Annotated in this window: 15 protein-coding genes, 1 tRNA gene and 1 pseudogene; 3 read left to right on the top strand and 14 right to left on the bottom strand. The window is 58.1% G+C overall.

What is annotated here, in order from left to right; genetic code table 11:
• Positions 1 to 39: 39 nt before the first annotated feature.
• The 3 genes from hypE to ilvN all read right to left on the bottom strand — a co-directional run bounded on the left by hypE (position 40) and on the right by ilvN (position 3,507).
• Positions 40 to 1,125 (bottom strand): hydrogenase expression/formation protein HypE, encoded by a 1,086-nt coding sequence (hypE, locus tag THTE_RS01070; RefSeq protein ID WP_095416716.1) that lies wholly within the window; start codon positions 1,123 to 1,125, stop codon positions 40 to 42.
• 774 nt (positions 1,126 to 1,899) lie between these two features.
• The gene (gene ilvC, locus THTE_RS01060; protein WP_095413687.1) at positions 1,900 to 2,904 is read right to left on the bottom strand and encodes a ketol-acid reductoisomerase; all 1,005 of its coding nucleotides are present in this window, start codon (positions 2,902 to 2,904) and stop codon (positions 1,900 to 1,902) included.
• A gap of 54 nt (positions 2,905 to 2,958) precedes the next feature.
• Complete coding sequence (ilvN, locus tag THTE_RS01055) at positions 2,959 to 3,507, bottom strand: acetolactate synthase small subunit (RefSeq protein ID WP_095413686.1); 549 nt, start codon at positions 3,505 to 3,507, stop codon at positions 2,959 to 2,961.
• Positions 3,508 to 4,261: 754 nt separating this feature from the next.
• On the opposite strand from ilvN, the gene THTE_RS01050 reads away from it, so the two are divergent.
• Complete coding sequence (locus THTE_RS01050; RefSeq protein WP_095413685.1) at positions 4,262 to 6,775, top strand: O-antigen ligase family protein; 2,514 nt, start codon at positions 4,262 to 4,264, stop codon at positions 6,773 to 6,775.
• Positions 6,776 to 6,791: 16 nt separating this feature from the next.
• On the opposite strand, the gene THTE_RS01045 is transcribed toward THTE_RS01050, so the two are convergent.
• The 3 genes from THTE_RS01045 to THTE_RS01035 all read right to left on the bottom strand — a co-directional run bounded on the left by THTE_RS01045 (position 6,792) and on the right by THTE_RS01035 (position 12,455).
• Positions 6,792 to 8,267 (bottom strand): DUF1501 domain-containing protein, encoded by a 1,476-nt coding sequence (locus THTE_RS01045; protein ID WP_095413684.1) that lies wholly within the window; start codon positions 8,265 to 8,267, stop codon positions 6,792 to 6,794.
• Between the two features lie 55 nt (positions 8,268 to 8,322).
• Positions 8,323 to 11,391, bottom strand: a complete 3,069-nt coding sequence (locus tag THTE_RS01040; protein WP_095413683.1) for a PSD1 and planctomycete cytochrome C domain-containing protein — start codon at positions 11,389 to 11,391, stop codon at positions 8,323 to 8,325.
• Between the two features lie 302 nt (positions 11,392 to 11,693).
• Positions 11,694 to 12,455 (bottom strand): MBL fold metallo-hydrolase, encoded by a 762-nt coding sequence (locus THTE_RS01035; protein ID WP_157731584.1) that lies wholly within the window; start codon positions 12,453 to 12,455, stop codon positions 11,694 to 11,696.
• An 875-nt stretch (positions 12,456 to 13,330) separates the two neighbouring features.
• Here THTE_RS01035 and THTE_RS01025 point away from each other — a divergent pair.
• Together THTE_RS01025 and THTE_RS18600 are read left to right on the top strand one after the other, a co-directional pair.
• Positions 13,331 to 13,403, top strand: a tRNA-Ile gene (locus THTE_RS01025).
• A gap of 458 nt (positions 13,404 to 13,861) precedes the next feature.
• Positions 13,862 to 14,352: pseudogene (locus tag THTE_RS18600) on the top strand (DUF7402 domain-containing protein).
• 135 nt (positions 14,353 to 14,487) lie between these two features.
• Here THTE_RS18600 and THTE_RS01015 read toward each other — a convergent pair.
• From THTE_RS01015 to THTE_RS00980, 8 genes are all read right to left on the bottom strand, one after another.
• Positions 14,488 to 15,945 (bottom strand): PDDEXK family nuclease, encoded by a 1,458-nt coding sequence (locus tag THTE_RS01015; protein ID WP_157731582.1) that lies wholly within the window; start codon positions 15,943 to 15,945, stop codon positions 14,488 to 14,490.
• Positions 15,946 to 16,144: 199 nt separating this feature from the next.
• Positions 16,145 to 18,499 carry a type III-B CRISPR module RAMP protein Cmr6 gene (gene cmr6 / locus THTE_RS01010; protein ID WP_095413678.1) on the bottom strand — a complete coding sequence of 785 codons (2,355 nt, stop codon included), beginning with the start codon at positions 18,497 to 18,499 and terminating at the stop codon, positions 16,145 to 16,147.
• A gap of 12 nt (positions 18,500 to 18,511) precedes the next feature.
• Entirely contained in the window at positions 18,512 to 18,946 is a 435-nt protein-coding gene (gene cmr5 / locus THTE_RS01005) for a type III-B CRISPR module-associated protein Cmr5 (RefSeq protein WP_157731580.1), read from the bottom strand.
• Positions 18,947 to 18,998: 52 nt separating this feature from the next.
• Positions 18,999 to 19,949 carry a type III-B CRISPR module RAMP protein Cmr4 gene (gene cmr4, locus THTE_RS01000; RefSeq protein ID WP_095413676.1) on the bottom strand — a complete coding sequence of 317 codons (951 nt, stop codon included), beginning with the start codon at positions 19,947 to 19,949 and terminating at the stop codon, positions 18,999 to 19,001.
• A complete protein-coding gene (gene cmr3 / locus THTE_RS00995; protein WP_095413675.1) occupies positions 19,942 to 21,141 on the bottom strand; it encodes a type III-B CRISPR module-associated protein Cmr3 in 1,200 nt (399 codons plus the stop codon). Before cmr3 ends, cmr4 begins: the two co-directional genes overlap by 8 nt.
• Complete coding sequence (gene cas10, locus THTE_RS00990) at positions 21,138 to 23,087, bottom strand: type III-B CRISPR-associated protein Cas10/Cmr2 (protein WP_095413674.1); 1,950 nt, start codon at positions 23,085 to 23,087, stop codon at positions 21,138 to 21,140. Before cas10 ends, cmr3 begins: the two co-directional genes overlap by 4 nt.
• Before the next feature lie 171 nt (positions 23,088 to 23,258).
• Positions 23,259 to 23,663: a CRISPR-associated protein Csx15 gene (csx15, locus tag THTE_RS00985; protein ID WP_095413673.1), complete on the bottom strand. Its 405-nt coding sequence runs from the start codon at positions 23,661 to 23,663 to the stop codon at positions 23,259 to 23,261.
• A gap of 103 nt (positions 23,664 to 23,766) precedes the next feature.
• On the bottom strand, positions 23,767 to 24,297 hold the full coding sequence (locus THTE_RS00980; protein ID WP_095413672.1) for a hypothetical protein: 531 nt from the start codon (positions 24,295 to 24,297) through the stop codon (positions 23,767 to 23,769).
• Positions 24,298 to 24,359: the final 62 nt, after the last annotated feature.

The following is a 24,359-nucleotide window of genomic DNA, read 5'->3' as shown; positions in this document are numbered from 1 at the left end:
AGAAAAGCCACACGGGTCAGCACGCATGCGATGTCGCTTTCAACAGATCCTCGGCATTTGCTCTCCTGAAAGGAGATCCAGCACGCGTGAACCCCCTAAGGCCGTCCGCAGCTCCACCACACCGGCCGGGGCAGGCTGGACTTCGCCGATGATCTGGGCGCTGGTACATCCGGCCTGCTCGCGCAAAACCGCCAGAAGTTCCTCAGCCGCGTCGGCCCTGACCACCGCCACAAACCGCCCTTCATTCGCCACGTAATAGGGGTCCAGCCCAAGCAGTTCACAGGCGGCCGCCACCGCAGGTTCCACCGGAATCGCCTGCTCGTTGATGACCATCGCCACATGGGCGTCCATGGCCAGCTCGTTGAGTGCAGAAGCCAGCCCACCGCGCGTCAAATCCCGCAAGCAATGAATGGCATCGGCGGCGCGCTTCACCATTGCCCGAACCACCCGGTGAAGCGGCGCACAATCACTCGGCAGGGCATTGTCGAACTGCAAGCCTTCGCGGACTGACATGATGGCGATACCGTGGCGGCCGACGTCTCCCGACAGCAGAATCTTGTCCCCCGGCCGAATCCGGGACGGGGAAATGTGCACGTTTTCGGGGATCCAGCCCAGCCCCGTCGTGTTGATGTAAATGCCGTCCCCTTTTCCCCGATCGACCACCTTGGTGTCACCCGTGATGATGCGGACCCCTGCCTCCTCGGCGGCCTGGCGCATGGACTGCACCACCCGGCGAAGCGTGTCCAGGGGCAGTCCCTCTTCAAGAATGAATCCGGCACTCAGCCACAGCGGTTTGGCGCCCGACATCGCCAGGTCGTTCACCGTGCCGAAGACAGCCAGCTTGCCGATGTCTCCGCCGGGGAAAAATAGCGGACTGACCACAAACGAATCGGTGGTGAAGGCCATCCGTGTTCCATCGCCGAGGCGGATCTCCGCGCTGTCATGCGGCGGCTCGCGAAGGCCCTCGCTGGTCTCGCCGGTGTGCCGAAATTGGGGCAGAAACAACTCGGTGATCAATTGCCGCATGAGTCGGCCGCCCCCGCCGTGGGCAAGCTGAATGGTGTCCGATGAGCTGAGCGGCAACGGACACTGAAAGCCACTCCCGCTGAAAGAGCCCTCCGCCATGGCACATTCACCTCTTTTGGAAAAGATATTTTGATTGTCGCGTGTGCCGTCTTGCCTTTCGCGCGTCCACCTTTGCTCAAAACGCAGGTGGTTCGGCCGCTTTGTCATTATACGGCTTGGGCTTCTCAGACCGCATCCCCGGCTAACGCCGAATGTGGAGTGCGAGGCTTTAGCACCGCTTTCCGCGCGGGACTTCAGTCCCCGGTAAACGCCAGTGGATGATCCAACGTCAAACGACGGACGTGACAAGCACGTCCCTCCGAGGGGTCGGAGGGGCACGCTTGTCGTGCCCGGTGAGGAAGCATGGTTTATCCAACGTCGGAAAAGCGGACCGTGGAAAGCGTCCTTACATTGCACGGATTGCAAGGTTCGGTCCCACCCCGACCGGCACTCCGTTTCTATCCTGCCCGACGACAACGTTGTGAAGGCTAAAGCCTTCACCAGAAAGCGGCGATAAATCGCCGCACTCCATATGGAGCGCGAGACTTCAGTCACCGGAAAAAGGCAATGGATGATCAAACGTTGAACGACGGACCTGACAAGCAGGTCCCTCCGTGGGGTCGGAGGGGCACGCTTGTCGTGCCCGGTGAATTGGGATGGATCATCCAAAATTGGGACGCGAACCTGACGAGCAGGTCCCTCCGGAAAGGCGGACCCGACAAGCGGGTCCTACCAAGAAATCGTTCGCAAATGCACGCCTGTCGTGCCCGGTGAAACAAGCCCGCAACATCCCCTGAAATTCAATCTTCAACGCGCGGGATTACCAAGCACGCGTCAAACCTCTTTGGCGTCGATCCATTTCATCATCTTGCGGAGTTTCCGACCGACTTCCTCGATCATGTGGGCGCGTGCTTTCTTTCGGAGGGCCTTAAACATCGGCGCGTTGGCCTTGTTCTCCAGAATCCATTCCTTGGCAAATGCGCCGGTCTGAATTTCTTTGAGGATCTTCTTCATCTCCGCACGGGTTTGCTCGGTGATGATCCGTGGGCCGCGGGTGTAATCGCCGTACTCAGCGGTGTTGGAAATGCTGTACCGCATGTAGCTGAGACCGCCCTGGTACATGAGATCGACGATCAGCTTGAGCTCATGCATGCACTCGAAGTAGGCCAGCTCCGGCTGATAACCGGCCTCGACAAGTGTTTCGAAGGCGGCACAAATCAACTCGCTGACACCACCACACAGGACCACCTGCTCACCGAAGAGGTCGGTTTCGGTTTCCTCGGCGAAGGTCGTCTCGATGACGCCTGCCCGGGTACCGCCAATCCCCTTTGCATAGGCCAGTGCCAGCTTGAACGTTTCCTCGGTGCCGTTCGGCCCATTGGCCACCAGACAGGGAACACCGCCCCCTTTCACGAATTCCGAGCGCACGAGATGCCCAGGCCCCTTGGGGGCCACCAGGACGGCCGCCACGCCCTCCGGAATATCGAACTGCCCGTAGTGCACGTTGAATCCGTGAGAACACACGATGACGTTTCCCGGCTTCAGATGCGGCCGAATCGAGGTTCGGAACACATCAGGCTGAATTTCGTCGGGCAGCAGGATCGTAATGACGTCGCCCTGTTTGGTGGCCTCTTCCGCGGAGACCGGTTGAAACCCGTGTTCTACTGCCAGCTTGTAATTCGGGGTTCCGGGCAACTCCGCAACCACCACCCGAACGCCGCTGTCCCTCAGATTTTGGGCATGGGCGTGCCCCTGAGAGCCGTATCCAATGATGGCCACCGTCTTCTTCTGCAACAGTGACAGATCCGCATCCTGATCATAGTAAATTTTGGCTGGCATGGTTTTGCTCCTGATTCAAACCCGGACTATGCCCCTCAGGCACCATGGTCCCCATCAACCGGAACCACTGGGGCAACGAGAATTTGCCAACGCTTGATCGTCGTGGTTGTCAGAATTCCTGAGCGACGAACTCCCTCGCACCATTGCGATGCGCCCGGTCCGCGCCAACTCCAGAATTCCGAACGGCCGCATCAGCTCGATGAAGGACTCGACCTTTTTCTCCTGACCGGAAATCTCGATTATCATACTTTCCGGCGCGACATCGACAATGCGTCCGCGGAAGATTTCCACCAGTTCGCGGATTTCTCCACGCCGGTCCGGCGGGGCCGACACCTTGATGAGCATCAGGTCGCGCTCCACATAATCTCGCGAACTGATGTCATCCACCCGGACGACGGTGACGATCTTCTCCAGTTGTTTTCGGACCTGCTCGATCACGGCATCGTCCCCGACCACGACGAAAGTCATCCGCGAAAGCCGCGGATCTTCTGTCTCGCCGACGGCCAGGCTGTCGATATTGTACCCGCGTGAGGCGAGCATTCCCGCAATATGGGAGAGTACGCCCGGTACGTTCTGCACTAAAGCCGATAATATGTGCCGCATAGCATCCTCGTCCGTATGTCCGTAAAAGCGCTATCCTAACCTTGGGGGGAGATTGCGACAAGTGATGGGGAGCCCGGCCAGACCATCCGGCCGGTGTCCAGCACACGGCATGGATGACGGACACCCAAAACCAGGTTCGGGTTCGCTTTTACCCGTTCCGTCCAGACGGGTGCCCTGCGAGCCGGTTTGGCAGAACGCTGAGCGAGAACCGAACCGGCACGACAAGCGCGCCCCTCCGGACAATTTCTCGGAGGGACCTGCCTGTCACGTCCGCTTATCGACCCTGGATAATCCACTGTCAATTCACGTGGGTTTTAGATAGGGGCGATTCATGAATCGCCCCTATCGACGCCGCAGCGGGAAGGGCCATCGGGCACGACCAGCGTGCCCCTCTGAAAAATCCCGGAGTCCGTTTACCAACGTTCGGTATTCCATTTGCCTGCGCCGGGCACGACAAGCGTGCCCCTCCGGACGATTTCTCGGAGGGACCTGCCTGTCAGGTCCGCCGTTTGACGTTGGATCATCCATTGCGCCGTCATCGGGCACGACAAGCGTGCCCCTCCGAAAAATTCTGCAGGTCCCGCCGGGTTGAATCTCGCTCCCATTTGAACCCCTGTGAAGGTTCCCGTTGGCAGAGGAAAAGTGGGGATGGGTCAGACGCTTTGGGTTTTTGCCCGGTCGGTGTACCATGAGGCAAGAGGGCACCTCGCCCTGAAATATTGCATCCTCTTGCCATTTTTCAGCATCCTTCACGATGGCCAAACAGCGGATTCCTCACAGGCGCGAGACACCCAGTCAGGATTCGGGCGAGAAAGCTGCCGAGCCGCATAACCAGGAGAGACGTTCCTCTTCTGGTGTGCGAGCGTTTTTGCTTGCGATGGTCACGCTCCTCCTCGTCGCCCGGCCGCTCTTTCCCAGCGAGGGCGCCGATCTGGGCGATGACGTCGCCCCCACCATGTTGCTTTTCGGTGCTGTCCTCATCGGAATCGTGTTCAATCTCGGCCGATCTGGGTGGCGAGTGAAACTCCAGCGTGTGGACCTGGCCTTCCTGGCGACCGTTGTGTGGCTGGTGCTGGCCGCGCTTCGCGCTGTTTACTCAGGGACGGCCCGCCCCGCGATCAACATGCTTTGGGTGTGGGTGGGGTACTATGTGCTGTGGCAGCTTCTTCGGCAGTTGAACCTCACCGATCGGCAACGCCGCGCGGTTTTGGCGGGAATGGCCGCCCTTGCCGTGGGCGTGGCCTTTTACGGGCTGTACCAGTATCTCGTGGAATTACCGCATTTACGGACGGCTTACCAGACTCGCCGCACCGAACTCCTCCGGGAGCTTGGCTGGGACGACCTGCTCGAGGATCCGGTCGGTCTGGCACAGTTCGAGAATCGGCTCTTCAGTCGGGAACCCCTGGCCACGTTTGCGCTGACCAACTCGCTGGCCGGTTTTCTTCTGCCCTGGTGTCTTGTCCTTCTTGCGGCAGTTGTTGGCAATGTGAAACTTCTTTTTGACACCAGCATCGAGACCGCTTCCGGCACCTCGCCGTCGCGCACCCACAACACTTCCCGGGACGGATCTCTGGGGGGACCCACGCGCGGCTTGGTTTGGGCAGCTCTGGCATTATGCATTCTGGGGCTGGCCGGTCTTTTGTGCTGCCTGGTTCTCACCAAAAGCCGTTCGGCGTACGTCGCGCTCGTCTGTGGCATGGCGATTCTTCTGGCTTTGGGAACCTCGCTCCGCGGCACAGTGGCACGCCGAGTGCTTATGGCCGTGATGGTTTTGCTGGCGCTGGCCCTTGCAGTGGCCATCACCACGCGGGGGATCGACTGGCAGGTCCTATCCGAGGCCACGAAATCTCTCGGTTATCGCTGGCAATACTGGCGGGCCACCATAAACATGATCGCCGATCAGCCCCTGTTGGGTTGTGGGCCGGGAAATTTCCGCTACGCATACACCCGATACAAACTTCCCGAAGCGAGCGAGGAGATCTCCGACCCGCACAATTTTCTTCTGGAAGTGACCGCCACGGGAGGCATTCCCGCCGGGGTGCTTTTCCTCTTGGCAATTGGGCTCACTTTCTGGAACCTCAAGGGCGCGCGATCAGACTCGACCACCAACTCGTCGGCGGGCCCCCGGCCATCCTCGGCGGGAGCACTCGTGGGTGCGTCGCAAAGGACAGCTCTTCACAGCCGTGAGCAACTGTGGCCGATTGCACTGGGATGGTTGCTGGCCTGGCCGGCAAGCTATTGGCTGGGACTGCTCAGCTCGGCCCCCCAGGACCTGACGTTCTTACTGGTGGGACTTCCCGTGGCTGTTCTCATCGGGGTGGGACTCTGGCCGTGGATTCAGGCGGGCACGTTGGCCCCTGGAATCCTCGCCGCGGCGCTTGTTGCCATTGGCGTTAACTGGCTGGCAGCAGGCGGACTCACGTTCCCCGGTGTGGCTGGCAGCTTCTGGTTGCTCTGGGTGCTGGCGACCGATGTTCCAACGGGGCACTTCACGGGACAATCCTTATCAGAGAACCAAGCGTCCGGCGGCTGGTCGCAGCGACTTCGTCAACTCGCTTCCCCTCAGGGCCTTTCCGTGCCGCTTCCCACCTGGGCAGGATTTGCCACCCTGATGTTTTTCGGCTTGCTGATCGCGGCGTTTTACACCACGGCCTATTCGCCTGTGCTTCAGGCCCGCAGCCTTCTCGCTCAGGCCAGTGCCGCGCGACGGTTTTCGATCGATCGTGCCAAACAATTCTGTCGGCTGGCTGCCGAGGCCGATCCCTGGGCGTTCGAGCCCTGGATGCGGCTGGTGGAATTGTGGCAGGCGGAGGGTCCCGATCCCCAGAAAAAGCCCGCGGAATCGTTGCTCAGCAAACCCGATGCGGCTGACCTCACCGCCGTCCTGCGGAAACCCAGACCGTCGTCTCCTCAGGAGCGGGCGAAGGAGCTTGACACCTACGCCGCTGAACTTATCCCACGGGCTGCCAATCACCATGCCGCTTCCTGGGTTCTCGCTCTTGCCTACCAACAATTGTTCCAGGAAACGAACGACCGGCGAGCCCTCGCGAAAGCCGTTACCTTCGCCCGCCGGGCCATCGACCTTTATCCCCACCAGGCTCGGTATCACGCCGGGCTTGCCGAGCTCCTGCGAACACTGGGAGATCGCGATGGGGCCCAAAAAGCAGCGGAAAAAGCGCTCTGGCTCCACACGATCACGCCGCACGCAGACCGCAAACTCCCCGAGGAGACGCTCCAATTCCTGGAGAAGCTCCTCCGCGGACCGTAACCAGAAACCAGCGGCGTCAGGCGAGGATTCCCTTCACCACGTTTCCGGCGACGTCGGTGAGCCGGAACTCCCGGCCCTGGAACCGATACGTCAATTTCGTGTGATCGATCCCCAAGAGATAGAGAATCGTAGCGTTCAGATCGTGGATGTGCACCGGGTCCTTGATGATGTTATAGCTGAAATCGTCGGTTTCTCCGTACACAATGCCCGGTTTAACACCTCCGCCCGCCAGCCACATCGTAAAGCACCTCGGATGGTGGTCGCGGCCGTAGTTGGTTTTGGTGAGAGTTCCCTGGCAGTACACCGTCCGGCCGAATTCACCGCCCCAGACCAGGAGCGTGTCTTCCAGTAATCCCCGGCGCTTCAGGTCAATGATGAGGGCCCGGCAGGCCTGATCCACATCGCGGCACTGAAGCGGAAGGTCCCGCGGCAGGTCGTAGTGGTGGTCCCAACCGCGATGGAAAATCTGGACGAATCGCACATCCCGTTCCACAAGCCGCCGTGCAAGCAGACAGTTGGCCGCAAAAGTGCCGGGTTTCCGGGCATCCTCCCCGTACAATTCGAACGTCTCTTCTGGCTCCTGGGAGAGATCGGTGAGCTCCGGCACAGAAAACTGCATACGGAACGCCATCTCATACTGGCTGATACGGGTCTGGATCTCGGGGTCTCCCAGCGCGTTGTAGAGTTCACGATTGAGCTCGACGACCGCCTGAACGGTTTTTTCTCGCGACTCGGGCGACACACCGGGGGGATTACTCAGATAGAGCACGGGATCCCCCTTCGATCGAAAGCTCACGCCCTGGTGGTACGACGGCAGGAAACCCGCCCCCCACAATCGCTCGTAGATTGCCTGGGCATCTCGCTTCGCGCTCCACGTGGAATGGAGCACGACGAACGTCGGTAGATCGCGGTTGAGGGACCCCAATCCGTACGACAACCATGCCCCCAGACTGGGACGCCCCGGTATCTGCGAACCCGTTAAGAGATATGTGATCGCCGGGTCATGATTGATGGCCTCCGTGTGCATACTCTTGATGATGGCAATTTCATCCACCACGGTGGCCAGGTGAGGGAGCAGTTCACTGATCCACGCTCCCGACTGCCCGTACTGCGCAAACTTGTAGATCGACGGAGCCAGCGGAAACCGTTTTTGGCCCGACGTCATGGTCGTCAAACGCTGACCCATTCGGACCGACTCGGGCAAATCGGCGTCGAACATTTCAAGCAGTTTGGGTTTGTAGTCAAAGAGATCAAGTTGCGACGGGGCCCCGTTCATCACCATGTAGATGACCCGTTTGGCCCGCGGTGGATAATGGAGTTTCTCCAGCACTCCGGACCGACCGGGCTGACGCTCCGGAACCGCTCCCGCGACTGACGAAAACAGGTTTTCATTGAGCAAAGAAGCCAGCGCGATCGGTCCCAGCCCCCGCGCCAACCGCCCGAAAAACTGCCGTCGTGTTTCCAGGAGCCGATATTCTTCGAAGGGATCCATGGCGTTCTCTCCGGCCAAAAGAGACCGTGTTTACAACACTATGCCAAGCCGGCTGCTACGGCTTGGTGATGGTTTCGTCCAAATTCAGTAGCGCGTTGCACACCATCGTCCAGGCGGCCAGTTCTCGCGCGGGAAGTTGTTCATCGCGAGGTGATTCTCCCACCTGGAGTAGCTGTTCCGCAGCCGGTGGGTTCTTCTCGAAGTAATCACGCTGCCACCGGTAAAGCTCCAGAAGCACAGCCAGTTCGCTCGGTTTAGGCTCGCGACACGTCACCAGCTTAAAACCGTACTTCGCGGTGTCGCCAGGATCGCTGAATCCTTTCTGGAGGAGACGTTCCGCCATTTTTCGCGCGGCCTCCACATACTGGACATCGTTCATCAAGTTGAGGGCCTGGAGCGGCGTGTTCGTGCGGGCACGCCGCATCACGCAGGCTTCCCGACTGGGCGCGTCAAACAGTACCAGTCCGGGTGGAGGTGATGTTCTTTTCCAGAACGTGTACAGGCTGCGGCGATAAAGTTTTTCGCCGTGATCCTGGACGAACTTCGCGGTATTGCTCGTCGTGTAGCCCACTGCTTCCCAGAGCCCTTCCGGCTGGTATGGCTTGACACTCGGTCCACCGATTTTGTCCACAAGCAATCCCGACACAAACAAAGCGGTATCGCGGATTTCCTCTGCATCCAGCCGGAACCGTGGACCACGGGCAAGCAGCCGATTTTCAGGATCCTTCGCCAGCAACTCAGGACGGACCCTCGCACTCTGCCGATAGGTGGCCGAGGTCACTATCAACCGGAAGAGATGTTTCACATTCCAGCCGCTTTCCATGAACTCCACCGCCAGCCAGTCCAGAAGTTCCGGATGGCTGGGGCGTTCACCCTGCGTGCCAAAATCCTCAGAGGTCTTCACCAATCCCGTGCCAAATATTTCCTGCCAGAAGCGGTTGACTGCCACCCGCGCCGTCAATGGATGATTGGGCTGGACAAGCCAACGCGCCAGGCCGAGTCGATTCGGTGGTGCATCAGGAGGCAGCGGCGGCAGCACACTGGGGACACCCGGCTCCACTTTCTCCCGCGGCTTTTCGTAGTCGCCCCGTTCCAGCACAAACGCCTCTCGGGGTTGCGGCAGGTCGGCCGACACCAAGCTCACCGCGATCTGGCTCTCCAGTTCCCTGAGCTGCTTGTCCACTTCGTCCCGCCGGGCATGGAGCGGATCAAATATCGCCCGCGTGTCCTCGTAGACAAACTCCACAAAGTAATCACGCAGTTTGGCCTGCTCTTCCTGGGTCCGCTTGTCCGCCGACTTCTTGAGGATTTCAGCCACCGGCTTTGGCCAGGTGTCCGGTTTGCCCCCCTTCACGACTGCTTCCCAGCGTTTCAGACTGCGAAACTTCTCACCTGGTTGAATGGCCGTCGTCACGATACCCGTGGCGTCCCAGTAAACCGTTCCTCCATACTGGGTGAACGCCCAGCCGTTGATCTGTTTACCCGCCTCCAGACCGACATCCTTTGCCGAGACTTCGAGCCGTACCCACTGTCCGGCGGCCGGCAGATCGCCGATTCGTTTTCGGCTGGGGCTGCCACTCTGCCCCCACTCAATGAGGTCCTCACCCCAGAATGCCCGGTGCTCCCACGACCCGTCGTTCCACTGGAGCATGATTTCCCGCGGCGGGTTCTGGGGATCCAGATAAACGTGGACGAATAGCGTGTCGTCATCCCCCACGACCAGTGGCTGGGTGGCCTTAGTGAAATAGTGCTGCGCGAGGCCCTCGGCCTTTCGCCGCATGACTTTTTTGCCCGAAAACGCCGCTGGATCACCGGCTTCCACAAATTCCCAGGGGTGCCCATCCGCCGACAACGCAGCGCCCGCGGGCACCTCATCGTCAATCCACACGATCTCCCTCGGGCTCGGTGCAGGACCGGTTTCTTCCTCATCGGGATCGCGGTAATCGACCTTATCCAACTCCTCCCGAATCTGCTTTTCGATGGCTGCCCGTTCTTCCTCGAGGGCCGCCTTCTTGGTTGCCTGCTCTGGTGTGGGGAGACTCACGATGGGTGGCGTCCGGTCGCTATTTCCGTCCATCGCCGGGTCCGCCATGCTGTAAAAATACGCGTACATGCGGTAAAAGTCTTTTTGAGTGATGGGATCATACTTATGATCATGGCAGACCGCGCAGCCCACCGTCAGCCCCATGAACGCCGTGCCCATCGTGCTTGTGCGGTCCACGGCATATCGGACGAGAAATTCCGCGTCGATGGCCCCGCCCTCACTGGTCGTCACGTTGCAGCGATTGAACCCCGACGCCACTTTTTGATCCAGCGTTGCGTTGGGAAGTAAGTCCCCCGCCAGTTGCTCAATAATAAACTGGTCATAGGGTTTGTTTTCGTTGAAGGCCTGGATGACCCAATCCCGATACGGCCACATGGAACGGTAATTATCCAGATGGAGCCCATGCGTATCGCCATACCGGGCAACATCCAACCAGTAGCGTGCCCGATGCTCTCCGAAATGCGGTGATGCCAGAAGACGATCGACAACTTTTTCGTAGGCATCGGGGGAATCGTCCTGCAGGAACCGGTCTACCTCATCCGGCGTGGGCGGGAGACCTGTCAGATCGTACGTCGCTCTGCGGAGAAGCGTTACCTTGTCGGCTTCTTCAGAGGGAGCAAGCCCCTCTTTCTCCAATCGTGCAAGGATAAACCGGTCAATGGGATTTCGACACCACTCCGGGCGCGAAACATCCGGAAGAGGCGGTCGCTGGGGCGTCACAAACGCCCAGTGCGGTTGCCACTTGGCGCCGCTATCAATCCACCGACCGATGAGCTCGATCTGTTCCCGCGTCAGCTCTTTCCCGCTACTCGGGGGCGGCATCCGCTCCTCGGGGTCTTCCGCCGAAATCCGCAAATACAGCTCGCTTTCCTCTTTTTTCCCCGGAATCACTACCCCGGGCGACTCGGCCGAACCGAAAACGCCCTCGGGCAGGTCCAGCCGGAGATCCGCCTGACGAGCCGCGGCATCCGGACCGTGACAGGTGAAACAGTTATCCGAAAGAATCGGCCGCACCTGGCGATCGAAATCCACCGTCGCGGCGTCACGGCCCCACAGGCGATTATTCACGAACAGAAGCATTCCACAGAGAAGAACTCCCTTGAGCGCTAGCCCAATTGCACCAAAACGTGTTCCACTACTCCCGGAACAACGGCCGCCTCGCTCCGTCGCACCGCAACGGGCTTGGTCGGGCGACCCCCGTACGCCATGATCGGCCCCAGAACACCACGACGTGGGAAACAGAAAGCACGAGGCGGGCAGCATCGGCGGGCCTCCTCGGTTTGAGGTTAAGCCATATTAGTCTGGCCGAATTGTACCTAAAAAGCGACCCGCCGGTCAACCAACCATCATCCCCCAATAAAGGGTTACTTCAGCCCGCCCGATTAGAACGCTAGACTCATCCCGTCTTCTGCCACAGTAACATTCGGAAACACCGCCCGTACTTCCATAATCCTGAGGGGGTCGGAATCTTCGCTCAGGGGATTTACGTGCACGAGAAGTAGCCTTTTGGCTTGACACTCCCGTGCTACCTCGGCGGCCTGTACGGACGACACATGGCCCGTCTGCAAAGCCAGATCTTCATAACCCGGTGGAAAATAGGCCTCGTGGATGAGCACATCCACACACATGATCTTCTGGACGTAGGTTGGCCGGGCGGCCGCTGTGGTATCCGTCACGTAGGCCACCGACCGGTCCTGAAAATCAAATCGGTAGCCCTGTGCACCCCCGGGGTGACTGAGGGGAAAACTCGTCACAGTAAATTCTCCCGATTCCCGCTCGCTCGGCACCGTTACCTTTTCCCCCGGCAAGATGAGCGCGAACTCGTACGGCGGCATTTTGGGGAACAACGGCTCCGAGAACAGGTGCCGTTTCACCGCTTCGATGGTCTTGTCACTTCCCCAAACCGTGATCGGACCAAGCGACCGATCCCGTGAGACGCTCCAGTAGTAGGTCAACCCGATGATGTGATCCAGATGGGCATGCGTCAGAAAAATGTGCCACGGCTGTTCGTCCAGAAATCGGCCCACGCGGAAGAATCCCGTTCCTGCATCCAGGATCACACCCGCCTCAGGAATCACGTGACACAGCGTATGACGCCGTTCACTAGGGTGATAACCACCGCTGCCAAGCACAATCAGCCGCATACCCTCGCCTTTCCGTTGGAAATGTGTGGTTGCCGCGCGGTTTTCTTCACGTTTTCCACGCACCAAGTTCCGAATCAGTCCCCCGCGACCGCTCCATTCGATGACAATTCCTCTATTAAACAGCGTGGTCCCCACACCTCCAACAAGGCTGCCAAGAAACGCCCGAACTTTGTGGTCGGGTGGGAACCCCTCCACCTGCCTGGATGTCCTGCAAGGGTCCCGAGATGCGACGTTCCGGTCCTGGATGTGCACGCGCTGACAGCACACCGCGGAGCACGCCCGACCATCGTCCACCTGGTGTCGTGAGCCCCCGGAACACCCGTTATAATAAGAAGTGCGCGAAGGCAACGCCAAAAGGAGCGGTGGCTCACTTTGGACCGGATCACCGAGACGACAGTCAAGCCACCGCGACCGGGGTGCTGAAGCGTACAAACACACAATCCGCCCGGATGGCACGCAAACCGGAAACAACCCGTCGTCGGAAACGACAAACCCATGTTTCCGACGCGGGCCTCGGCTGGTTGCCCAAAGTTTTCAAGAAACTATGGAACGCATGGATGCAGTTTGCGGCAACGGAATATGATGCGACTACCCGCACCTCATTGAGTTTGGTGTGAAATGATAGGCGCGGGCACAAAGGCCAATTAGCACTACAGCACAGAATTACCCAGACGCCACAAGGCACCCACCACTTGTTGTGCTGACGTAGATGCTATGGCGGCAAGATGCTGGGCCGCTCCCATAACCCTGCGCGGTGGTATTGGGAAAATATAGGAACCAGAATAACAGGCGGGAGGGGGTATAACAGGAGGAACAGGGCAGAGAGAATTCCTGAATACCTCCAAAGCCGGAGAACACTCCCTCCGGCGCATGATGGGCCCGTAGCTCAGCGGTTAGAGCAGGGGACTCATAATCCCTTGGTCGGGGGTTCGAATCCCTCCGGGCCTAATACCACAGAAGATCAGAAAACCCCGTGATTTCCCACGTAAGTGCTGGATTTCACGGGGTTTTTGATTTCGCCACACTGTTCTGGAAGAAAAACGTTGCATGCCGGTTAGAAGGGAAAACCTCGAAAACCTCGCATAGAACCTGGAATGGACCTGACAAGCGGGTCCCTCCGAGATTATTCCGGAGGGGCACGCTCGTCGTGCCCGGGGAAAGGGAATGGGCCGTCGATCGGTGTTTACCGGACCCGACAAGCGGGTCCTTGCAATTACGCGGACCCGACGAGCGGGTCCCTCCGAAAAAACAGACCCGACGAGCGGGTCCCTCCGAAGTCCGAACACACCTGGACATGTGGCACTTACAACAATTGATGAGCCGGGCGTACAACACATTCAGATCCAGGTAGGGGCAATTCATGAATTGCCCCTACCGCGATTCAATCGATTTGGCCGTGGTGCCATGTGTTGCAGAAATACGGCTTTTCTCCTGGAGGCGTATGCCCAGATTCTCCGCTCTCCGCCCGGCACAACCTCGCCAGGCCAGCATCCGGGGCGGCGAGTTCAAGCTATCCAGGCTACCGCTGCGAGGCCGCCTGCAACAGCGTCGTGGCGGGCTTTCCTCAAAGCCCAGCCAGGGCCTGGGCATCTTCCGAAGAAGGTGATACTGCGTTTATTTGCCGCCCGTGGCCGAACCAGTAGCGGTGGACCGCGTCTGGCTCTTCGATCGCCCAAACTCACTTGACCAGATTCCAAGGAGGCTCTTGATTTTCAGCGATGGCACCACGATCGAGACGCCCGAACTTCTCGACAATGCGCGTCAAGGTGGGGGAATCGTCTTTCCGCCGGGCGAGGTCAAATGGCTGGCCTTTTTAGTCACGGCAACCAAACCTGGAACCCAAAACGTGGGTCTGGCCGAATTGGCCGTGTTCAGCTCCGAAAAGAAACCGCCTTGAATGATTTTGCCCGGCGCGTTGCGCCACGCCATTTGCCCGTTAGAGTAGCCATGGTCGGGGCTTATTCGAATATACTCAATATGATAACACAATGAAACGTCTGTTATTCCGATATTGTGCAGCGTAATGGAGGGGCTACTGGAGAAGTTTCTGACCTCGGTGGCGTCCCAAAAACATTCTCAGTTGGTCAGTATCGACCTTGGGAATAAGTCTGGCGAGCGCCACTTTGCCCCCTTTTGCCGTCCAGAGAGGTTTGATTTCAGCCACTTCATCGCAGATTTGCTGCCACCGATTGAGGCATACCGCGGCGGGAACGTTTGGAGGAATTTTGTAGTATAAATAGATGTGACGTCCCATCTGATAGACGGCCCAATCCTGAGCTGTCTCCTCCATGTATTTGTTGAGGTGACTTTCCAAGCGGATCAACACACCCCGCGGCTCCGCACCGGGGGTAGCGCCTAAAAAGCTGGATTTTGCCAATGCCTCCTGATAGCCCTGGGACTTCGCTCCGTCGAGTAAATCCTGGGCCTTTTGCAAGGACGCGGGAAGTTCTCCTGGCAATCCACAAAAACGGGCCAATTCGCGAAAGAAATTCAATGTTGCGGCGCTGTCGAGTATATCCACTCCCAGTTCCCTCGCCAGCAATTTTTCCTGCTCACGGAATGCTCGACCCGGCCTGATCATCAGGAGCATCGCCCCGATTCCCCCGATATCGCGGCGGATGGCGGCCGCCTGACGAATCTGGACGGCAAGGGGCTCCACCCGGCGGCCTTCCTCGCTTTCCACGCGGAGCTTGCAATCGAAGATTAAAATTCGGCCACGATAGTTCGCGATCACGTCTATTTCCTGCACGGATTGACCATTGCCTTCGCCGAGCTTCGCATTAACGTCTACCTGCGGGATACCCATTTCGAGAAGCACGGCAGCGACGAATTTTTCGAAGAGAAATCCTGCCTGACCCTCATTCGGCCGGCCAATCCTGGCGAACATCCGAGGCCAGTCCCAGCCCGTCTCGATTCCGTCCTGAACAACTTGTGCGACAGGCAGTGGTTCGGGCTTTTGACACTGCCATGTACGGTTGAAGGCCACTCCCGACTGCGCCTGCACGAGATATCTGACGGGAATATAGTCGGTTTCCGCACGATCTATTGACAACGATTCCAGTTGTTCACCGTGGGCGGTTTTTCTCCAGCGGAACCATTCACCGGAAAGCTCTCCGTAAACGACTTCCGTATTCGGCAACTCCTTGGCCTGAACGGCTCCATAGAACATGAGCTTGAGTCCGCCCGTGGCATTGATGATCCACCGCCTTGCCGGAAGCTGCTTTTGCCAGGCGAGGATCTGGCCCAACACATCCTGTGGCAACGTGCCGCCGGGAGCTTCTGGAAGATGAACATGGATCGGTGGAAAAACCTTTTTGGCAAATGCCGCAAAGCGTTCGGCGGGCTGCTTTGATCTGACAGGATTGTTCGTGTAATAAATGCATAAATCCTTGACGCCGCCCTCATGTTTATGCCAATGGACCAAACCGAGGATATTCGGCCAGAGCTGTTCACTGGAGAGGACGACCATAGCATTGGGTAGCTGTTGCATACCCTATGCGCCCGATCTGGAACCCTGCAAAAACTTGATACTCGGTCGCTTTAACAGACAAGACGGCCAGGGCAAACCGAAACAGGCGGACGCCGCAGCCCTAGCCGCCAATTCGTGCCAACGCCTTGGCTTTACGAACATCGCACGTTCTTCACAGGCTTTAAAGGAATGGACATTTTTCCGAAATGTTACAGGCTTTCTATTTTTTAGCTTTGAATTGAATCTGTTTTTGCTTCATGTTGATCGAGTGAATAAACACGTGTATTTTTGCTCCAATTGTTTTATCGGGCACATTATTCGGATCAATGATATTTCCGACGAGACCTGTAGCCTCGTGTTTTGCGAACAATCTGCCTTTGCCTTTGGGATCTTCCACGATTGTGACTTCCACTTCGTCGCCACTTTTCAAAGTAGGGAGAGAAGGAGCGGGGGCGCTGGTGGGCCGAGCCCCAGCCCCTGGACTTTGGCCAGGCTGACCAGTGGGGAACCGCGCCGGCTGCATGGCGGCCCCCTGTGAGTTCGAAAACGCACTTTTCAGATTGGCAGTTATTGTTTGTATCGCCTGAGTAAGAAAATTCTGGCTTGCCTTTCGCGTGCGATCGGCCGGTAACTCTGGGGAAGGAAACCCGACACAGCGCACAACATAATTCCCATTTTGACGTCCCACATGAAAGATGAGCGGCGATGCGTGACGGTTCGTCTTTGCAACGTGTTCGCCTAGGTTAAATCGGCCGCGTACATTTCTCGGCAGTCCCAACGCCAGTTTTTGAGCATTTTTCGCGTACTGTTGGGCAAAAGCTTGAGCGGCGGCACCGATACGGTCCAGGATCCACCAGACATTTTTCCAGCCAACCGGGAGCTCCTCACCCGAAATCATCGTTTCCAGAGTCGGTGCGTCGCACCCTTTTTGAGTTGACCGGTTGCATGCCTTGCGAAACTTCGCGGCGACTTCTTTACATTTTTCCAGGTTCCAACTGGAAAGTTCGGCGGGCACATCGAAACAACCAAAACCCTTCCGCGACTTGGAGCCAACCCCTCCGTAGTAACAGAGCAACCACAACGCCGCCTGAGCCTGGGGCAGGACATCAGAAACTGATAGGTCCCATTTTTCAATAACGATGCCTTTATCATTTTTTATTTCATATATCTTCGGACGAACTCTCATCGTCACCCGCCATTTTGCACCCGGCATTATATAATAGCGCTGATAACGCTGGCGCTGGCCATTCTCCCTGCGCATGTCATCCATGCCGAAAGTGAAATAATTAAGCCCTTGCGTAGTCCTTTTATTCGGCGGAGCAGGCAGTTTATTTTCGTCTCTTACCTTGTTTTTATCGAATAAAACAGGCTTTACGTTGTCTAACGGCTCCACCGTAACGCGGACGGCGCCGCAGGAATTTGTATCGCCCCAAATCGCGGATTCCATCCGATAGAGAGTGGCGGCGTCCACGTGGGCGGCGTGCATGGTCCGCCACCACCAGCGGAGCATGCCCCGCAGCGTTGCCGGCCGGAGTTCGCAGTCCTCCTCCTTTTGCAAGGGTCCCGCCAGAAACGCCGGCGTGACGAGTTCCAGCGTGCAGGTGAATTCTGCCCGTTTTTGCTTGGCCAGGGCCCCTTTCCAGGTTTTATCGATGTTATCCGAGGAGAACAGCTTTGGCGTCTCGGTTAGCTTGAACGATCCATACCCGGAGGCCGTTTTTGCACCGGCCCCTTCGTACTCAAGGGCGCCCACCAACCATTCGGTCGCCAGTTGAAGGAGTTCATCCGGGACATCCGCCCGGCGTTTGGCCAGTGCGAAACAGAACGTGTGACCGGCAGAAACCGCCAGGAAATACACCGGACGGGGCGAATCCCAGTCTCCCGGTGGTTCCTGATTCTGGTAATAACTGAAATGGTGGTTATTCAATATATCAACGACTAACGGCGTCCATTTCTCGGGCCAGGCGTCCAGAAAGACAATCTGTCCTGACGAGGCTGTGATCTCTGTTCTGGGGTCGCTCGGATCGTGGCGGACTTCGGCAGGATGATGGGGATCCCTGATCTGTTTGACGCGGTCGGGATTCGGAGCCCAGCCGAAGACGTCCTCGATCTGTTGCCACGCCTTTTTCTGATCGGTTTGCGTGGGCAGCCAGACCGTTTCGGCAAACGCGCGGGCCATTCCTTTGAGGCCGGTTCCTGGTAAGTAGACAAACCCATAAATCGGATGCAAACAAATGCCGGCGTTTTCGAGCGCCGATGCCCGGGCGAGATGGAGTGTCAACGGCCCGACGGTTTTAGCTTTGAAGGTCATTGCTCCCCTCGCCGCCGCGACGGCCTGCCACCGCGCGAATAAACCAGCGTAGTTTAATCCCGGTGGCTCGGTTCTGGACTTGCGGGCGATCAGTTCAACGGTAGGCTTTTGGACCCGCTCCGAGAGCTTCCCGGTGTCGTCCCCAGGTTTTGAGAACAGCTCCTCATTCCATGACTGGACGTATTTGTCGAGCTGTAACCCCAGGTGGGTGTTCTCACGCACCAGGTCTCGAACAGATTTGGGGAGGGGAACGATCATCGCCATAGGATTTTCTCCTCAGTCGGTCGTTGCGCTGCCCTCGGATCCTTCTGCATCCGCGAATCGGACTAACCACTGGAGATAGGCCAGGACTTCGTCGGTGGCCCAACGGAGGAACTCGGCATCACCTTCGACAACGGCTTTCAAGAGGGCCATGTCGTCTGGTTCTGGTTTCTTGCTATCCGGGTTGATGCGTTTATCGAGCACCCAATCTCCCAGGGCCACGAGCAGCTTCGGCGCGTAGTTTTTTGCTTTCAAAAACGCCAGGGCCTGTCCCAATCCGGAGGCAATGATCCGCACCGGCAACTTTTTGGCCTGCCTACAAAACTCTTCAAACTTCTTTTTCGCCTCTTGATCTTTTTTATTCGGATTCACCGCCTGAACGGCCTGCCATGCATGTTCTGCCCGACGTTGATCGAGCGTTTTTTTCTCGGGTTTTGTTGCGTTCGCCATATCCCCTGACTCCTTTTTTTGTTCCATAGGCCTGACTGATAAGTGAAGCGGTTCACTGCTGCAGAACATGCACCGCACAGAGGCCTTTTCCCGTGGTTTCGTCACCCCCGATCTGCAACACGCGGACATCTTCCAGGCACTGCCGAACTTTGCCGAGCACCTCCGCAGCATCCATGGAAGCTCTTTCGTTCCGGCTGGAATTGGCCAGCAGCACAGAGTACATGAGGGTCTCGGCCGGGAGAAATTCCTGATAAAACAGGGCGCCCTCCTTAACCGTTTTCCGTTCGTAATCGAGGGCGATTCGGGCAACGATCTCCGTGGCGTTACGGACAAAATGGGTGAAATCATCGTCAGAGAGCACGACAAGGTGGCTCTTCATACGCTCTTGGGCAAACTTGTCAGCCACCGCATGATTCGCCAGCCATTCGGCCACGCCGTCGCTTGGGCCAATCACTTTGTAATCAAACTCCTCGAGGACCACAGTCGCCTGATTCGACTGCCCCACCATGAGCGGTGAGTTCGTGGGAACGAGGGCCTTGTGTTCGGCCGGCCAGGTTGTGGGAAGCGACGGAAGCGGCATGCCGATCAGGGCCAGGTCGCGGCACAAACGCTCCAGAACGCCGCGGCACGTCACCCAGGCAAACACCCCACGGAGCGAACGCACGGGATAGGCGAGAATGCGGGCATCGCTGACGGTGAGGGCGCCTGCGTGGGCGCTGCTCTCGTCCACTTTGCCCGGTCCAAAGATGGTGACGATGTCCGGATGTTCCTCGTTGACCACCTTGCGTGGCTGCCCGGTGGCCTGATGAATCTTCTCACGGCAGGCATCGCGGAGGACACCCTTGAGGGCTGAGCCCGCGATGTTCGGCCAGCCGGTGTGCCGTTCCCGTTGGACGGGAAGATCGACAGTACCCAGGGCCGTTCCCGAGCCGGGATGCAACGCCGTCTGGGCATGGATGAACAACAGTGCGCCCTGTGTGGTGGTTTTTGTCGCGTCAGACATCGTTCCAAACTCCTTGTAAAAAGCAGCCCCAACCCTGTTGCTGGTCCAAAGGCTTATCAGACAACGGATCCGAAAGTGTTTCCGGAAGGCGTTCGAGGAAATACACGGAACCGGCCGAGGCGGCAAAACGTGTGGGCTTGGGTCCCCGGCGCACGAGGTCCCAGCCGGAGACGGCCACCTCACCCGGCACAGCGGCCGCCACCAGTTCCCCCGCCAGGCACCGGGGATACCATCCGTCCTCGAAGATTCCAGGTGTCGTCAGCACGAGCAGGGGTTTTTGCCCGTTTTGAGGAACGGCCCTGGGAAATTCGAGCGGTTTGTCGAAATGCTTGACCGCCACCTGTTTGCCTTCCCCGCCCCAGCGGAGAAAACTCACCGATTTCCACACCGATTCGCCCTCGGGCGGCAGATGCAGCTCCACGTAAAAGGCCACCTCCTGTTTCAAAGCGAGGAAGCTCGCCGCGTAGATCTGGTGTTCCTCGGAAGTGAGTCGCTGAGGATTGATTCCAATTCCGGTGCGATTGTCGTGACCGAACAACTCGCTCTCCGAGACGAAGTCCTCTTTGTTGAAGTTCTGGGACGGTTTGCTCTGAAGAAACTTCTGCATCCCGGCCGCGGTGAGAAACCCCTTGCAGGTCTCCACATCTTCTCGAGTGCTCACCCAGATCGGCCGCATGCCGGCCCGAGGAGGCTTCCAGCCGGGCAGGGTCTGATTCCGGGAAAGCGGTTGCCCCAACCAGATTTCCGGCCGTTCTGCCAGCTCACTCTTTTTGAACGAGAACACAGTGGCCGGCATGGGAAACAGGAGTTCCCAGTGCGCAGGATCGGGCTTATCGTCCGAAGGGTCTTTCCTATCCCCGCCACGCCTCCTGACCAACCACGGACCCCGAATGGTCATGGAAAAGAACCACTCAGGTGCTCCGGCTTCCTGGAGGCCCTGGCGCCACACCGCCTGATAGTCGCTTTCTTCCAGGCGATGATTTTCGGCTGCGCGAATGTAAACATCACGTATTTTGTCGAAATTGCAGCCCATGGCCCGAAGGAGACTCGCCCAGATGGCCCCCGCCGTGGTTTGAGGGGTAGGCAAGCCCGAGGAGCCACGCGTCGCCGCTGCAAATGGGCGACCATCACGGAAAAAGAGGACGTCCAGCGGCTCGAGCAGGGCCCCCAAATGTTTGAGTTGCCGACTCATTCATCCCTCCTTCTCGCCAAAAACGATGCCGTCTGGCACAAGGTGAGGAAGTTTTCCAGAAGTTGACCATTTCGGCCGGCGGATGCGCCCGGTGTGGCCCCCGCTTTTGGAAGCGACCGTGAGCGCTGGTCCCACAAACTGCCGAAAAGCTCCAGTTGTTCCACGATTTTGGCCCCCGCCTTTTTGGGTGCCTCGGGTGACAGTCGCTTTCGCGTCGACTCTTCGGCGCGATCCACCTGCCGACGGATCTCGGCCTTCATCGCATCGACGGGAAGCCCCTTCAAAACAGGCAGGTCACGGTACAGATGGCGTGCCCAGCGGTCGGATGCCCCCGCCGGACTCTCTTGGCTGGGTGTGAAGGCGGAGATCCACCCCTGAAGGATGTCCAGAAAGGGCCAGGGACAAAGCGCTACGGTGTGTTCACCCGACCGGCGACAGACGGTGATGGCGACCAAATCCCGACCGTTGTTTTTGGCATGCTTTTCAGCCTGCCTTGCAGTTTCCAGGGCAAAGCGGAGGTCTTCCTTGTAGTGGACGACGGCGATGCCGGCACTGAGCGTGGCGGTGTCTCCTGGCTGTCCTTTTAGGACCTCGCGAGCCCACACTTCCCGAAAGGCCTTGTTGAGTTCCCTGGCGCAGGAGATCACCTTCGTTGTGGGAAGCAGCGCCAGCACATCGTCCCCACCGCAGTACACAAGAACGCCGTGATTGTCTTCCACAATTTTCGGAGCGTGATTGAGTGCAAACGTCATCAGGGCCTTACTGATGGTTCGGGGATGCTCGCGGCCGGGCTTTGCCCGAAGATGCTTGCCCATGCGGTCGCCATCCATCATCAGCACGGCATAATAGGCCGGTGCCTTGCCCTGGTTATCCCGTTTCTTTTTAATCTGCTTCCAGACATCCGGAGGACAGGCCCCTTCCTCCTCATCCTGCTCGGGGCGCTCCCAGTGGAGCCATTCGCCACTCCAAACGCCATGCTGGTCCCGGACTGTTTGGGGAGAAAGCTCCGGCTCGTGGCTGAGCCATTCGGCAGCGGCGACGGTTGCCAGGTCTTCCAACCGCATCTTTCGGGGATCAACCGCGAGTTCGTTCACAAAATAGGCCGGCCAGGCAAACCGTTTGACAAAGCTCACCGCACAGAGGCGTTCGCCCGGGCGGATTCGTACCCCGCCAATACTCACCCCGTTCTTGCCGCTGAGAACCTGCCAGAACGCGGCGGCCTTTGTCAGCTCGGCAGGTCCCAGATATTCGTAAGTTCCGAGCAGAGAGCACTTGCCGGGATACATCCCCTGGGCGTCCGGTGTCGGCGAATATCGGGTGACCTTTCTGATCACCTTGTGCGTGGCGTGGACGCGGGCGGCCAGTTCCGCCTGGTCCGTCCACAGCCTGTCTTCTGCTGACGCGTGGGCCCAGGTGCCTCCTGACTCTCCCCGCTCACCGAGCAATGACCTGACCGCGTCGCCTGGAATCGCTCCCCGGGGCACAACGCTCACCCGCACGTCGAAGAACGAGTCAACCTGGGCATTCCACAAACGCTCGACTGAACTCTCCCATTCCACGGCTCCGTCGCCCTTCAGTTTGGCGATTTCCGTCTGCAATGCCTGGCGCACATTGTCCGCAATAGTTTGCCACGCATTATCGAAAGCATCCCGGCAGGCCTGAGCGAGCGCCTCTGCCTCGTTGGCCGGAACCTCAGCGAGGAACCGGTTCGGCAAGCAGGGGGAGCGAAGCTCCTTGCGCAGGTTCTGCGGGGACATGGGATCGCGGCTCATATCGGGCTCGATAAAAGCCGCCGCCCCGTGTTTTGAATAGATCGGTTCCATGGCCTTACGGGTTAGCCAGGCCAGCAGGAAACTGCCGGTCCACAGATCCCGCAGTGTCCGCGCGGCAGAAATGAAGGACTGGACCGGCCCGACGGAAAAAACAATGAACGCACGATCATCCATGGTGTTATCCTCGCTTAGCGGCACGGAAAGCCCAGGCTCGTTCAAGAACCTGCCCTCGAAAACGACTGCCCGCCGATGGTCGATGAGTCATTCCTGTTACCCCGCAGATGTTTCCCTTCGTTTGGCCAGTGATTCTGGCATATTGACTCCATCATGTCAAGCCGTCGCCACTCAACTGGCGGTCTCTTTCATGCGTCGTTCCCTGGCCTGATCGCGCACCTGTTGCAGGTTGATGATTTCCGCCACTTCAAACTGGGGCGGAACGTCGCTCGTGGGGCGCAGACGCATGATGGCCGGAAAATGCCCCACCCTTCCATGCAGCTCCGCCAGAAACAGGCAGGCGATGGGAGCGAAAGAGGGCGGATTCACCACGATGGGCAAGGTTTGCCATTGTTCATACGTGAGTTCAATTTGGTCCAGCAACGCGCGCATCTGGTCAACAAACGGCTGCTGTGGATCGAACTGACATTTCAGATCAATCACCTTGCTGATCCGCTGACCCGTGAGCGCACGAATTTGCTTCTTCTGTTCCGGTGTCAAAGGGTGACTGAAATTGAGAATCCATAATCCCGGCATAAAAGATCCTTTCTATAACTGATTCATCCATGCACGACTGTGATCAACGCTGCTCTTTTATTTATTACGAGTCTTAATGCCTGTGGCTAACAAGCAGGCAGGCCTAAGAGCTTTCGCCACCAGCGCCGTTTGGCTTCCGCGAATGCCTGCCCCAGCTTTTCCATTTCCTGCTGGAGGCTGCGATTATTCGTTTCCAGTACTTTTGTTCTCGGATTAAATCTTCTGCTTTTACATGCCACTGCTCGATGTGTCTCGTTAATTCCGCTACTTGGTCCTGCAAATACTGCATTTGTAATAACGTCTCGGCTTCCTGCTGCTCATACTGACGAATAATTTCTTCAAGGGCAGCGACACGCTTGGGCAGGTCCGCATTGATAGCCGTTAATTCCTCCCATTCGTCTGGCATCTTCATATTTGGTGTGGATTTTTTAGTGGGAGGCGTCCAGGGAAAGAATTCCCGCAACCTCTCGTCGAACTCTGCCACCGTGCGGCTTGGCGAGTCCTGCTCATACTCTGCATGAGATGAGTACCGCAGGGCGATAGACAGTTTATTCCCGCGGACAAATCCGGCTGCCCGCTTCTGTTGGTCAAAATAGACGTCCCCTTGGTGCAAATGATCCTTCGCATGAATCATATTTCAATGGGCAGTTTTACCGCCGAGTGTGGCCATCCTGAAAAGTGCCGCCTTCAATATAA

Origin of the sequence: Thermogutta terrifontis, from assembly GCF_002277955.1 — a bacterium.
GTDB classification, from domain to species: Bacteria; Planctomycetota; Planctomycetia; order Pirellulales; family Thermoguttaceae; genus Thermogutta; species Thermogutta terrifontis.
This window is presented reverse-complemented; position numbering and strand designations above follow the sequence as displayed.